This is a genomic window from Dactylosporangium sp. CA-233914 (assembly GCF_050942935.1).
Lineage (GTDB): Bacteria > Actinomycetota > Actinomycetes > Mycobacteriales > Micromonosporaceae > Dactylosporangium.
In genome coordinates this window covers 6,636,889-6,649,816 of sequence record NZ_CP192030.1, presented here as the reverse complement: position 1 = coordinate 6,649,816, position 12,928 = coordinate 6,636,889, and the positions used below count along the sequence as shown (strand labels likewise).

At 72.5% G+C, this 12,928-nt stretch carries 12 protein-coding genes and 1 pseudogene; 6 read left to right on the top strand and 7 right to left on the bottom strand.

From position 1 onward, the window contains the following. Nucleotides 1–223: 223 nt before the first annotated feature. Nucleotides 224–1,813: a HEAT repeat domain-containing protein gene (locus tag ACQPY0_RS29785; protein WP_432967513.1), complete on the bottom strand. Its 1,590-nt coding sequence runs from the start codon at nucleotides 1,811–1,813 to the stop codon at nucleotides 224–226. 19 nt (nucleotides 1,814–1,832) lie between these two features. Here ACQPY0_RS29785 and ACQPY0_RS29780 point away from each other — a divergent pair, with 19 nt between their 5' ends. Beyond that, nucleotides 1,833–2,114 (top strand): SCO0607 family lipoprotein, encoded by a 282-nt coding sequence (locus ACQPY0_RS29780; RefSeq protein ID WP_432967510.1) that lies wholly within the window; start codon nucleotides 1,833–1,835, stop codon nucleotides 2,112–2,114. Between the two features lie 67 nt (nucleotides 2,115–2,181). Here the strand turns inward: ACQPY0_RS29780 and ACQPY0_RS29775 are convergent, their stop codons facing one another. After that, on the bottom strand, nucleotides 2,182–3,108 hold the full coding sequence (locus ACQPY0_RS29775) for a hypothetical protein (protein ID WP_432967507.1): 927 nt from the start codon (nucleotides 3,106–3,108) through the stop codon (nucleotides 2,182–2,184). 35 nt (nucleotides 3,109–3,143) lie between these two features. Here ACQPY0_RS29775 and ACQPY0_RS29770 point away from each other — a divergent pair, with 35 nt between their 5' ends. The 4 genes from ACQPY0_RS29770 to ACQPY0_RS29755 all read left to right on the top strand — a co-directional run bounded on the left by ACQPY0_RS29770 (nucleotide 3,144) and on the right by ACQPY0_RS29755 (nucleotide 7,226). Then, the gene (locus ACQPY0_RS29770; protein ID WP_432967504.1) at nucleotides 3,144–4,127 is read left to right on the top strand and encodes a GNAT family N-acetyltransferase; all 984 of its coding nucleotides are present in this window, start codon (nucleotides 3,144–3,146) and stop codon (nucleotides 4,125–4,127) included. Between the two features lie 133 nt (nucleotides 4,128–4,260). Beyond that, on the top strand, nucleotides 4,261–5,460 hold the full coding sequence (locus ACQPY0_RS29765) for a hypothetical protein (RefSeq protein WP_432967501.1): 1,200 nt from the start codon (nucleotides 4,261–4,263) through the stop codon (nucleotides 5,458–5,460). A 230-nt stretch (nucleotides 5,461–5,690) separates the two neighbouring features. Beyond that, nucleotides 5,691–5,915, top strand: a complete 225-nt coding sequence (locus tag ACQPY0_RS29760) for a hypothetical protein (RefSeq protein WP_432967498.1) — start codon at nucleotides 5,691–5,693, stop codon at nucleotides 5,913–5,915. A 264-nt stretch (nucleotides 5,916–6,179) separates the two neighbouring features. Continuing rightward, on the top strand, nucleotides 6,180–7,226 hold the full coding sequence (locus tag ACQPY0_RS29755; RefSeq protein ID WP_432967495.1) for a hypothetical protein: 1,047 nt from the start codon (nucleotides 6,180–6,182) through the stop codon (nucleotides 7,224–7,226). Nucleotides 7,227–7,366: 140 nt separating this feature from the next. Here the strand turns inward: ACQPY0_RS29755 and ACQPY0_RS29750 are convergent, their stop codons facing one another. Beyond that, the gene (locus ACQPY0_RS29750) at nucleotides 7,367–7,666 is read right to left on the bottom strand and encodes a hypothetical protein (RefSeq protein ID WP_432995908.1); all 300 of its coding nucleotides are present in this window, start codon (nucleotides 7,664–7,666) and stop codon (nucleotides 7,367–7,369) included. Between the two features lie 49 nt (nucleotides 7,667–7,715). After that, nucleotides 7,716–7,859, bottom strand: a pseudogene (locus ACQPY0_RS29745) (transposase); the annotation flags it as partial. A 571-nt stretch (nucleotides 7,860–8,430) separates the two neighbouring features. On the opposite strand from ACQPY0_RS29745, the gene ACQPY0_RS29740 reads away from it, so the two are divergent. Continuing rightward, nucleotides 8,431–8,901 carry a hypothetical protein gene (locus ACQPY0_RS29740; RefSeq protein ID WP_432967492.1) on the top strand — a complete coding sequence of 157 codons (471 nt, stop codon included), beginning with the start codon at nucleotides 8,431–8,433 and terminating at the stop codon, nucleotides 8,899–8,901. A gap of 138 nt (nucleotides 8,902–9,039) precedes the next feature. Here ACQPY0_RS29740 and ACQPY0_RS29735 read toward each other — a convergent pair whose 3' ends face one another. From ACQPY0_RS29735 to ACQPY0_RS29725, 3 genes are all read right to left on the bottom strand, one after another. Then, nucleotides 9,040–9,687: a hypothetical protein gene (locus ACQPY0_RS29735; RefSeq protein WP_432967489.1), complete on the bottom strand. Its 648-nt coding sequence runs from the start codon at nucleotides 9,685–9,687 to the stop codon at nucleotides 9,040–9,042. An 11-nt stretch (nucleotides 9,688–9,698) separates the two neighbouring features. Beyond that, complete coding sequence (locus ACQPY0_RS29730; RefSeq protein WP_432967486.1) at nucleotides 9,699–12,047, bottom strand: FtsX-like permease family protein; 2,349 nt, start codon at nucleotides 12,045–12,047, stop codon at nucleotides 9,699–9,701. A 133-nt stretch (nucleotides 12,048–12,180) separates the two neighbouring features. Next, nucleotides 12,181–12,870, bottom strand: a complete 690-nt coding sequence (locus ACQPY0_RS29725) for an ABC transporter ATP-binding protein (protein WP_432967483.1) — start codon at nucleotides 12,868–12,870, stop codon at nucleotides 12,181–12,183. Nucleotides 12,871–12,928 lie beyond the last annotated feature (58 nt).

The following is a 12,928-nucleotide window of genomic DNA, read 5'->3' as shown; positions in this document are numbered from 1 at the left end:
TTTGCTCCGACCGCGCGGCCGGCGAACCTCCGCCGGCGCCACGCGGAGCAGGTCGAGGACTTCGACCGCGACCGGGTCGGTCTCGTGCGGCGTGGACGGGACGCCGAAGGTCAGCCGCGGTAACCTTCGGGCAACCGTCCACAACCGACAGTGACTCCGGAAGCGCGGGCCCGCCACCCGCGACGGTCCGTGCGCACGGTGACCTCGCGGCCACGCTCGGCGGTCAGCGGTAGCCGGTGGTGCGGCGGCCCTCGGCGGCGGTGACGGCCAGGTCGAGGTGCCAGTCACTGACCTCGCCGCCCGGCGGCTGGGCCTTGGGGCCGGCGGCGCGCAGCGCCTCGAGGTACCACGCCTCGTCCGCGGGCCGCATGAGCAGCCGCAGCCAGGCCACGTTGCGGGCCCGCCGGCACTCCTCGACGCTCAGCACCGAACGCAGCGCCTCGATCGGGTCCTCGCCGGGCAGCAGCAGCCGCAGGATCGGCGCGGCCGGCGGCGGCTCGGCCCCGGCGGCGAGCAGCCGGGCGGTGAGCACGTGCGCGACCTGGGTCAGGTGCAGGGCTCGGCGAGCGGCGGTGGTCGGGCCCCGGACCGGGTCGGGGACAGTGTGCGCGGGGTCGGCGAGCGTGGCGGCGTACGCGGCCGACTCCCCCGCCACCATCGCCCGCTCGGTATCCAGCGACGACCAGGCCCGCACGCACTCGTCGACCTCCGCGCTGCCGATCGGCACCGGCCGGGACGGGTCGTCGAGCCAGGCCCGCAGCGCCTGCGAGCCGAGCGCGTCGGCGGCCTGGCGCAGCACCTCGCGCAGCAGCCGCCCGTCGGACGCGTAGCCGGCCGCCCGGGCGGCGGACGGGCGCGCGGCGAGCAGGGCACCGAGGGCGCGGCGGTCGTCGTCGAAGTTGGCGTGCCGGTGCAGGCGCTCGATGAGCGGGCGCAGCTCCGGTGCGTCCTGCAGCAGGCCGCGGTATCGCAGCAACTCCGCCAGCACGTCCTCGTCCGGCTCGGCCAGGACGCGCAGCCCGATCGCCGCCCCGGCCACCGGGTCGGTCGCGTCGCGCAGTGCCTCCGCGGCCGAGCGGCGCACCGCCGTGCCCGGGTCGCCGAGCAGGCCGGCGATGGCGCGCACCGCCTCCGGATCGCGGCGCCGGTGGGCCAGGCACGCCACCAGCGCGGCGCGCACGCCCGGGTCCGGCTCGGTGCGCACCGCCGCCGCGAACGGCGCCACGCCGGCGGCGGTGAACCGCAGCAGCATCGCCGCCTCCGCGCGCACCGCCGGGTCGGGGTCGATGCGCATCAGCCGCAGGCAGGTCTCGTCGTCGCGGACGCCGGCGGGAACCTGCAGCCCCTCCATGCGCAGCAGCGGCGACGGGTCGTGCAGCAGCTTCGCCGCGAACGCCGCGGTCCGGTGGATCGACAGTACCGCCCGAGCCGCCCGCAGCCGGACCCGCGACTCCGGGTGACTCTCCAGCCGCTGGCGCAGGGGTTCATACCGCGGACCGAGGTAGTACAGCAGCGTCGCGACCCGGTCGTCGTCGAAGCCCAGATCCTCGGCGGCGAGCGCGACCCGCGCGTCGACACCGGCGCGGCGCCCGAGGATCTCCCCGAGCGCGACCGCGGCCGCGTCGCCGACGTGCTCGACGGTGTCTCCGAGCCCGCCCGCGACGCGGACCTCGGCCACGTCGCGCAGCGCCACCTCCAGCAGCGGCTCGACCAGCCGGTGGTCCCCGGAGCCGGCGGCCGCCCGCGCCGCATCGAGCCGCACCAGGGCGTTCGGATCGCGCAGGGCGTCGCGAAGCCGGTCGTTGAGCGCCATCGTGGTACACGATAGTGGGATGCACGCTTCGCGCATCCGCTTCGCCGCCGCGGTGATGGTCGTCTTTCTGCTACCGATCGCCGCTTGCGACATGCGCGAACGGGTGTGCCGCGACGGCGAGTACCCGGTCAAGGCGGTCGGCAACCGCACCGGCGCCGCATGCGTGGCGAAGGGCCTGGAGCCGCCGGCGGGCTACGTGCGCTACCCGTCGGGCCAGGAGCCGGTCCACGTGGACGACGAGTGGCACCGCTACTGGCAGACCAAGGTCGTCGACGAGCACGGCAACGTGGTCTCGGAGTAGCCGCCACACTGCGTGACCGCCCCCGAATTATCGGATTACCAATTACCGGTAATCCGATAAACGGTAATCAGCCCTGCATGACCATGGTGTACCGGACGCCGTCCCCGGTCCGCCGCGCGTCCAGGTCGACGGGCCAGGCGCGGAGGCGGTCAAGGCGGCGACCGACCTGGTCACCGGTCAGGTGCACATACCAGCGGGCGCGGGGCAACAGGCCAGCGGCAACGGTGTAACGAACGTCAGCAGCGGTGTCCCGGCCACCAGCAACGGCAGCATGGCAGTCGCCGACAGCAGCGGCGTCACAGTCACCGGCAGCGGCAGAGGCGGCGGCGGCGGCGGCGGCGCGATGGTCACCCGCAGCGCGATAGTCACCCGCGGCGCGATAGTCACCCGCAGCGCGATAGTCACCCGCGGTGCGATGGTCACCCGCAGCGCGATAGTCACCCGCGGTGCGATGGTCGCCGGCGGCGGTGTCGCGGGCGCCGAAAGCGTGGGCGCGCAGGCGCAGCGGCTGGACGCAGGCCCGGCGCAGCGCCCACCGCAGCCGAAACGCCGTCAGCCCGGTGAAGAAATGCGTCGCGGGGCCGTCGGCGGCGGAGACGACGGCGAAGCGGGGCCCGTCCGGGGTCTCGTACGGGTCGATGTCGAGAATGCGGTCGCCGGTCGCCAGCAATGCCCGGACCGCGGCCTCGTCCAAGCCGGAGCGGACGCGAGACGCGACGGGACGACCGGGCTCCACGACAACGGTGAAGCCGCCCTCGCCGGCGCTGATCGAGATGGCGTTGGTACACGCGGCGAGTTCGTTCGCGGTGAGGTCGACGTGGGTCTCGCGCGCTGGGCCGCGGTCGCCGTGGGCGAGGGTGGCGAAGCGGCGGCGCGGGCCGGTGCCGTAGGACGATACGCGGGCCAGGCGGAAGGGCTCGCGCTGCGGGCGGAGGACGTGCTCGCGCCGGGCGTCGTGGGTCCAGAACCAGGGGTCGTCCGGATTGCCGTTCACGGTCAGCAATCATGCATCCCTGGTTCAATGCCCGGGTGACGTTTCGACTTGTGGGGCCGCCGCTTGCAGGGCGCCTGGTGCGGCTGGAGCCGGTCGAGGACCGGCACGCGGAGGACCTCGCGGAGGCGGCCGGCGGGGATCGGGGCACGTTCGGGTGGACGTGGATGCCGCGGCCGGAGGAGATTGCCGATTATCTTGCTTCGATGCGGGAGCGGATGAGCGCTGGGCGGATGGCGCTGTACGCGCAGGTGTCGCAGGCCACCGGTAAGGCGGTCGGGGCGACGTCGTTCTGGGATCCGCGGTTCTGGCCCGGCACTGAGCGGCTGTGCGCGGTCGAGGTCGGGTTCACCTGGCTCGGGGCAGCCGCGCAGGGCACGGGCATCAACGCCGAGGCGAAGCTGCTGCTGTTCACGCACGCGTTCGAGCAGTGGGGCGTGTCCCGGGTCGACCTCAAGACCGATGCGCGCAACGAACGGTCCCGGGCGGCGATCGCGAGCGTCGGGGCGCTGTTCGAGGGCGTGCTGCGCAACTGGTCGCAGTCCTGGGCGTCCGGCGAGGACGGCAAGCTGCGGGACTCCGCGATGTTCTCAATCGTCGCGTTTCGGCGCCCGCGACACCGCCGCCGGCGACCGTCGCACCGTCGCCGTGCGCCGGGACGTGCCGGTGCGCCCGGCCGGGGTCTGCTGTGGCGGGCCACCGGTGGTCGCCACATACAGCGTCATGCCGAGCGCGTACAGGTCGGAGCGCGCCGAGTAGACGCCGTGCCGCATGATCTCGGGGGCGATGTAGGGCACGCTGCTCGCGATCGGCCCGTGCGCGCCCAGTCAACGGCGTATTCAGTAATCGTCAAGTCCGGATTCCTACTGTGCGCGTGTGGTGAGTGCCTTCCAGCGCCGGGCCGAGAAGACCGGTCCCGCTGCGTCCGAATCCTGCCTGCCCGCCTCTGCGGTGGCCGGGACCGGCCCTGGGCGGCGCGCGGCGGCATCGGCCGCGGCCGTCGTCACCGGCCTCTCGGCTGACGGCTCGCGAGGGTCGGATGTCGCCGCCGAAGGGGTGGTCGAACCCGCGGCCGAGGAGAGCAGGCACGCGGTGGGGCGGAGGTGGACGGCCGCCCTTCTCCGGCACGAGTGGACCCTGGCGTCGGTGGGGTCGGTGCTGCTCGCGATCGGGATGACGTGGCTGCTGCCGTGGTACGCCAAAGACCTGGCCTCGGGTGGGATCAAACCGGCGACCTTCGGAAATCCGGCGCACACGATCGTCGGGGACGTCGGGGACCCGGCGGCGCAGGCCTGGCTGATCGCCTTGGGTGGGCATGCCCTGCGGCGCGGGCTGCACGGCTTGTGGGACACCAACGCTTTCTATCCCGGCAAGTACGCCTTGGCGCTCAGCGACACCCTGCTCGGGTACGCACCGGTCGGGCTGGTCGGCGACGGGGTGACGGCCGCGATCCTGCGCTACAACATCATGTTCGTGCTGGCCTTCGCCCTGGCGTTCCTCGGGGGTTACGCGCTGGCCCGGCAGTTGGGTGCCAACCGGGTCGGGGGTGCGGTGGCGGGCGCCGCCCTCGCCTACGCGCCCTGGCGGTACGGCCACGTCGACCATCTGAACATCCTCTCCACCGGCGGGATCACCCTCGCCTTCGCGATGCTCGCCCGTGGCCACGGCTGGTCGATGGCCCGCGGCTACCTGCGGGAGCGGGTGCGGCCGGGCTGGGCGGTGGCCGGCTGGCTGGTCGCGGCCTGGCAGGTCAGCCTGGGTTTCGGCGTCGGCCTGCCGTTCGTCTACGTGCTCGCTTTCGCGTGCCGGCTGGCTGGCGCGCGGCCGCCCATCGCTGCCGCGCCGGCTGATCGTGGGGGACCTCGCCGGGGGGCTGTTCTTCACGGCGACAACCCTTTTCTTCGCGTACTCGTATCAGCATGTGCGCGACCTCTACCCGGAGGTGCTGCGCAGCTGGGACTACGTGGCAGAGTTCTCCCCGATTCCCCGCAGTCTGCTGGTGGCACCCGTCTCCTCGCTGCCCTGGGGCGCCCTGAACACCGTGGGCCGGGCGACCCTCGGCGACGCCCACAACGAGAAGGCGATGCTCTGCGGGTACGGGCTGTACCTACTGGCCTTCGGTGGGATGTTCCTGTCTGTGTGGTCGCTGCGGCAACGGCTTCTGCTCCTGGCCGGAACCGTCCTCGGGGTGCTGTGCGCGCTGGGCACCCGCGGCCCCGCCTACCGGCTGCTCTTTCTCTACGTCCCCGGCTTCGACCGCGGCCGTACGCCGGGCCGGTTGATCCTCTGGTCCACCATCCTGCTCGCGATCCTCGCCGCCGGCTTCGTCACCAGGCTGGCCCGGGCCGCCCGTGAGGTCACCCTGCCGCAGTGGTCGGCGACGGCGGCCCGGGTGGTCACCGTCCCCTTGCTTGTGCTGGTGCTCATCGAGGGACTGCCGGACCTGGCCCACGTGACGGCGCCGACCGAACCGGCCGCGATGATGGCAGCCACCGCACCGCTCGTGGTGCTACCCCACGGACGACGCCTTCGACAGCACCGCGCTGCTGTGGTCGACCGCCGGCTTCCCGACCATGGTGAACGGGGTGTCCAGCTACAACACCTCGGACCGCGAGGAGCTCCGGGACGCGCTACGGAGCTTCCCCAGCCCGGCCAGCCTGGCACAACTGCACCGGTACGGCATCCGCAGCGTCGTCGTCCTGCGGGACCGGGTGGCCGGTACGCCCTTCGAGGCGGCCCTCGACGTCCGGACCCAGCCCGGCATCACCCGGCGGGAGATCGGCCCCGACGTGCTGTGGAGCATCGAATGAAACCAATCATGCTCCAGCCAGGACCGGCGTGCCCGCTTCACAGCCGGCCATCCGGTCATCCCGCTACCTCGCGAAGACACCGGGACCGGGGCCTGGCCGATGCTCATTCAGAGTTCGGTAGGTGGCCGTCAAGGGCGTCCTCCTATGTTTTTGCTTACGCGGTAAGAACTAGGAGGCGATGTTGGCGAGCACGATCGCCGTGCTCGCGGAACAACCGATCGCCGCCGCATCGCGGGACACCCCGATTCTTCAATCGGGTGGGCGATGACTGGGCGGGGGCAACCGGGCAGCCCTCATTTCGGCACCGTCAAGGCCGCAGCCCGCGATGCGGATCTCTCGGTCGTTGTACGCGCGGCGATTCCCGGTCGCAACGGCATCACAAAAATTGTGACGTTTCAGGAGGATAGTATGCGAACGAGAAGAATTCTCGTCTCGGTGGTGGCCGCCGCCGCGGTTCTGGTGGCCGGTACCGTGACAGGCAGCGCGTACGCGGATGAGTCCATATCCGCTGCGGCCACCGACAACGGGCTGGTCCTGGCTGGACCGACCGGGCCGGCGGCTACAACGAAGCCGCCCACCACGACCCCGCCCATGCGTTTGACGTCGGGCTCGGTCCCGCTGCCGTCCAACAGGGTGATACGCCTGACCAAAGACTTCAGTGGCGCTGGGTACGACAAGAACGCAATAAAGAAGATCGTCTCCGCGGCGAAGAGCAAGGGTGTCGGCGTATACATGCAGCAGACGCTCGCAGCGCTGCCGGCACACGTGCCGTACCCGGAAAGGTTCGAGAACACCGATTTCAATGGTGCGATCTCCATGGACGGCAGCAAGCTCACCCTCACCATCACCAAGGGGGAGGTTACCACTCAAGTCAATTGGTGGCAGACTACGATCGCGAACGCCGTCGCGTTCATCGCCCTTTTGACGACCTTTGCCGCGTGCACGGCCGCCTTGCCCGAAACCACTCCCACGGGTTTCTGCGGCGGCATGGCCGGCGGGCTTGGGGAATTGACCAAGAGCGTCATCCTGCAGGCGTTCGACGGCAAGCTGGCTGACAAAGAAGAGTGGGGTAACACGATAGTCAACGTCCTTGTCGCGATGGGGCTCGGTGCTTTCGGGGAAAATGCCCTCAAGTGGGCAAAAACCGAGATCCCGGCGGTGATCAAGTCGATCGCTAAAAGCACCCGCGAGTTCGGCACCAAGTTGTCCGCGGCCTGGGGTGCGATCAGGGGGGTGGTCATCAACAGCGGTGACTACCTCACCGGCTTGGCCCCCTTCGTCCAGCGCGCCCTGAGCAGGGCGATCGCGTAGAGCTCCACGCCCGGCGTGGGTCGCCACCGGCTGCTCCTCGGTGGTGACCCACGCACGAGAAGCTGCGCAATTGCGGCCCGCACGCGCCCGACGCCGTCGGGGGAACGTGCTGGGCGGCTGGCTCGCGTGCTTCAGGCCGATCAATCACGGCCTCGATGCCGGGCAGGCCCAGAACCGTTAAGCAGGGCCACGGCGAAGACTGTGATCAGCGAGACTACGGCTGCCGTGGTGCCCCTCATGACAAGGGCCTCACGGCAGCCGCGGTCCATCTTCTCGCGGTAGAACTCGTAATCGGGGTCGGTGGGGCCCGGTTCCGGCGGGGTCAACCAGAAGACGCTGCCGCAGTTCATGTCGTTCGGGTGATCGGTGCCCGGCTCCGGGGACCGGACCGGAGCCGCGAGCAGGTAGACGAGGAGCAGCGCCCCGGCGAATCGCATCATCCAGCACCCGAATATGGTCACTGACAGTGTTCAACCCGGCGTTCCCGGGGCGGAGCAGCATGGCCAGGCTTTCCGCGGTATTGGCACACCAGGTCCCCAACGGATGGTGCCCGTAGCCCTTCTTGAATGTGGCCGCCGCGCCCTGCTTGTCACTGTGCGCGGTGATCAGGGTGGCGTCCAGATCGATGACCACCCACCCGGTCAACAGCTTCCCGGCCACGGTGAGCCACGGAAACCTTCCGGCCGGCGGGCAAGCAACTCCGAGACCCGGGCACGGACGTTCGCCCTCGCCCTACCGATCCGGCGCAGGCAGGCGTTGTCCAATTCGTCCAGGGCGCGGCGGACCGTCGATTCCGACGGCGGATCACCGAACACGAGGCCCTGATGCGCCAGCAGCCCGATGTCGGACCATGCTCGTCGCGCTGAGCACGACCGCCGCCGCCAGACAGACCAGCACCGTGCCCCGATCCCACCACCCCGGCCCCGCACCCCGGGGCGGCACCACGTTCAACGCCCCGGTCAGACCGGTCCGGTCCGCGCACTGCCTCAGCAGAGCCGCGCCCGCATGTCCGACCAGGCCCTTACCGCCCACGGCCACCTGCAACCGCGCAGCCCATCCCGTACTCTTACTCACCGGAAAGGTGCACCCAATTCTCCTGTGGATATGATCTAGACAATCACATCCTTGCAGGTCGGGGGCACCTTTCCCTCACCACCCTCGATGAGCCCCATTCCCTCTGACCGGGGGAGGTTAGGGTGCCGGAGTGACGAGTATCCCCCGGGAGGCCGAAGCGCGCCTCGGTCCGATCGGCGCGCTGCTGTGCCGGGTGGTGTTCCTGGCCATCTGCCTGCCCGGGCCGGTCCTGCTCGCCGTCGCCGTGACGCGGGACCCGCGGCAGGCGCCCGCCGACTTCTGGGGGCTGCTCGCCGGTGGCGTGCTGGTGACGATCGCCGGTGCCGGTTTCGGCGTTTTCGGCTGGCGGCTGGTCACCCTCTCGCGCCGCGACGCGCGGCGGCTGGCCGCTGCCGGTGTCGCCGCGACGGCGGAAATTCTCACGGTCGCCAATCACCTGGGCGGGGAAGATCCCGGGCTGGAACTGCGGCTGCGGATCAGCGGGCCCGGGTTCGCCGCGTTCGAGGCGGGCACGATCCGGGCCGACGACCCGGCCCTCGTCCCCGGCGCGGTGCTGGCCGCCGTCGTGGACCCCGCAGATCGCCTCTTCTCAATCCGCTAGCCGGCCGGCCAATCCCCTGATGACCTAGCAGGCGGGTCAATTCCCTAGCAGGCCGCGTCCAGGTGGGAGGGACTTGGTGGCGCGGAAGGTGAGGCGTCTCGATCCCCTCGCCGGCGGGTCAATTCCCTCGCCGGCGGGTCAATCCACCAGCAGGCGGGCGCGGAGCTTGCGTAGGTACGCCTCGACCTGGGCCCGGTCGTAGCCGCGCAGCACCACCAGCAGGTCGGGATCCTCCAGCTCCGCCCGGGCCTCGGCGCGCCGGGCCGGATCGCCCGACAGCAGGGCGTCCTTGGCCCGCCGGATCAGGTTGTCGACCCGGCCCGCCTCGTAGCCGCGCAGGACCGTCAGGAAGCCGGGGTCGTCGCCGCGGCGGGCGATGCGGTTGTCGAGGCGGCCGGCCGAGTGCTGCTGCAGGGCCGAGACGATCTCGTCCCGGGACTGCTTGACGTCGGCGAGCTTGAGGACGATCCGGTCGCCGGGCTGCAGGAGCAGGTGCGGGCCCGATGTGGCGGGCGGGGTCGGCTCGTCCAGCACGACCCTGTCGATGGCCGCCCACTCGATCAGGCCGTCGCGGGTGGTGATGCCCTGCGGGCCGATCGCGAAGCGGAACGGGCGCAGCTCGTCGCGGACCAGTGTGCCGCCCAGCAGGATCGCCACGATGCCGGCGACCAGGTAGATCCAGGTGCCGGCACCGCTTGCGCCCCAGGCGCAGACCAGGGCGACCAGGCCGAAGAACACGACGAGGAGGGCAAGGCCGAGGGACCGGCGTCTGCGCCGCAACTCCATGCGCCGCAACACTACTCGGTGCGCAACGCCCGGGCGGTGCTGGTCCGCGCCGCCCAGCCGGCCGGGAGCAGGGCGCCGGCCAGGGCGATCGCGAGGCCGCCGAACGCCAGCGGGGCGAGGACGCTCAGGGAGTACACCCGCAGAATGTGCGGCGGGAACCGCGTCCCGGCCGCGTGCGCCATCTGCGGCAGCACCCAGTCGTGCAGCGCGATCCCGGCGGGCACCCCGACCAGGCCGGCCAGCAGGCCGAGGCCCGCCACGGAGGTGAGCACCATCGCCACCGTCTGCCGCGGTGCCATCCCCAGCGCCTTGAACACGCCCAGCTCGTGCACGCGCTCGCGGGTGTCCAGCACGACGGTGTTGAGCACCCCGAGGCCGGCGACGGCGATGAGCAGCAGGGTCAGCGTCCCGGCGAGGGAGTCGATGGCCACGACGGTGCCGCTGATCCCGCCGACGTTGACCTCGGCGTGGCCGCCGCCGGGGCCGATGGCCGCCTCGAGCCTCGCGGTGTAGTCCTTGACGTCGGTCCCGGCCGCGAGGTCGACGTGGAACATCTTGCCGCCGCGGCTCGGCTGCAGCCCGAGGCCGGCGAACGAGCGGGCGTCGGCGATGACCCGGCGGCCGTCGGAGCTGAGGTCGAGCACCTCGCCGACGATCCGGACGGTCGCGGTCCGGCCCTGGTCGCTGACCGTGAGCGGGTCGCCGACCTTCAGGCCGGCCGCGGCCAGCAGCGCGCTGGGCACGACCGCCTCGCCGGGGCCGGCGAACCAGCGGCCGTCGATCACCTCGTAGCTGCCCCAGGACGCGTCGCCGTCGAAGAGCACCAGCTCGGTAATGCCGGTGAGGCCGGCGACGGTGGCCTCGAAGTACTGGCTGGCGAAGTACCGGGCGGTCCCCGGCTGCGCCTTGATCGCCGCCTCGACCGCGGCCGGGTCGGGGGCCGGGCTGCCGGGCGGGCCGCCGACGTGGACGAGCACCGCCCCGGCGGCACGCTTGTTCAGCGCCGTCTGCACCCCGCCGACCGACAGGGCGAGCCCGACGCCGAACGTGACGCCGAGCGCGCCGAGCGCCACCGCGGCCGCGATCGTCAGCGACCGGCCGGGGCGGGTGAACGGGTTCGCCAGCCCCAGGCTCACCGGGCGGGGCAGCGGCAGCCGGCCGAGCAGGTGCCGGGCGGCGCGGCCGCGGCCGGCGGACGGGGTGCGGCCGACGGCGAGGGCGTCGACGGTGCGCAGCCGCCCGGCCCGCAGCGCCGGCACGAACGCGGTCACCGCGACGGCGGCGAGGGCGGCCAGGGGCACGGCCCCGCAGACCCACCAGTCGAGGGTGGCCACGCCGGTGCCGAACGCCTCGCCCTCGTCATGGAGGATCGGCACGGCCGCGGCGTTGCCGAGCGCCGCGCCGAGGATCGCGCCGACGGTCGCCGGGATCAGCGCCTGCACCACGTAGGCGCGGGCGACCTGGGCCGGGCTGTAGCCCAGCGCCTTGAGGATGCCGATGCGCCGGGTCGCCGAGCCGACCGCGCCGGAGACCACGATGCCGATGATCAGCACGGACATGACCAGGCCGAGGATGCCGAACGCGATCACGAACGGGGCGAACGTGGCCGCCATCCGTTCGGCGTCGGTCTTCACCGACAGGTACGACACGGTCCCCCGCAGGGCGCCCTCGGGCAGGCCGGCGGCGATGGCGTCGCGGCCGGTGGCGATGTCGGCGTCGGTGGCGGCGGAGCTCAGGCGGTACAACATCTGGAATCCGCCCTTGCCCTCGGCGGTGAGCGCCGTGACGGTGGCGGGCAGCGCCCACGCCTGGCCGGTGTGGCCGACCGAGCGCGCGAGGCCGACGACGGTCAGGGTCGGCGAGCCGGGCGCGTCGGTGAAGCGCATCCGGTCGCCGACCTCGAACGGGCCGGTGCCGGCGGCGAGCACCAGATCGTCCGGCCCGGTGGCGTAGCGGCCGGCGGCGAGCTCCAGGCGGTCGAGGCCGGTGCCGGCGTCGGGCCGGCCGACGATCGTCAGCGGCGGCAGCTTGACGCCGGCCGGGACGGCGCCCTTGCTGCTGACGATCTCGGGGGCCGCGTCGGTGGCCGGGTAGGGGCCGTCGGCGGCGGTCACGCCGGTCGCGTGGGCGGTGACGGACAGCTGCTCGGCGGTGACCTTGGCCGCGTCGAACTGGGCGGCGAGGTGGGCGCCGTGCTGGCGGGCGAAGGCGCGGGCGAACGGCTGCGAGGAGGCGACGAGCAGCCCGACGGCGAGGACGGAGGCGGTGACGGCCAGCAGCGTGGTCAGCGCCATGACGACGGTCTGCACGCGGCGGCGGCCGACGCCGGAGCGCACGATGCCGCCGAGGCCGGCGCTCACGCCGTCACCTCCGCAAGCTCCGGCGCCGGCGCGAGGAAACTGAACCCATGGTGAGCGGCCCCAACACCCAGTCTGGCTCGATGATGCTTCGCGGCGATCGACCCAGACCGGGCGCCGCTCCGCTCCGGACCGCTCACGCCGCCACTCCCGCCGCGGCGAGCCGGCCGTCGACGAGGGAGATGGTGCGGGTCGCGCACGCCTCGGCCAGGGCCAGGTCGTGGGTGACGAGCAGCAGCGTCTGGCCGTCGCGGTTGAGGTCGGTGAGCAGATCGCGTACGTCGTGGCCCGACGCGGTGTCCAAGGCCCCGGTCGGCTCGTCGGCCAGCAGCAGCGGCGGCTGGTTCATCAGCGCCCGGGCCACGGCGACCCGCTGCCGCTCGCCGCCGGAGAGCCGGCCCGGGAAGGCGCCGGCGTGGCGGGCGACGCCGAGGTACTCCAGCAGCTCCGCGGCCCGCTGCCGAGCCCTGGCCCGCGCCGTGCCGGCCAGCTGCGCGGGCAGCAGCACGTTGCCGAGCACGGTGAGGTCGTCGAGGAGGTTGAAGAACTGGAAGACCATGCCGATGCGGCTGCGGCGGTACTGCGCCGACGCCGCCTCCGACAGCCGGTCCACCCGCACCCCGTCGACGGTCACCGTGCCGCTCGTGGGCCGGTCGAGCCCGGCGACGAGGTTCAGCAGCGTGGACTTGCCGCTGCCGGACGGCCCGAGGACCGCGAGCGCCTCGCCCCGCCCCACCCGCAGGCTGAGGCCGGCCAGGGCCGCGGTCCCGCCGTCGTACTGCTTGGTCACGTCGTCGAACTCGATGAGCACGCCTGGTTCGGTCATGCGGCGACGCTATGGACGAACCGGCGCCCGGCACGTCGGCCGTCGTACGGGTTTCGGC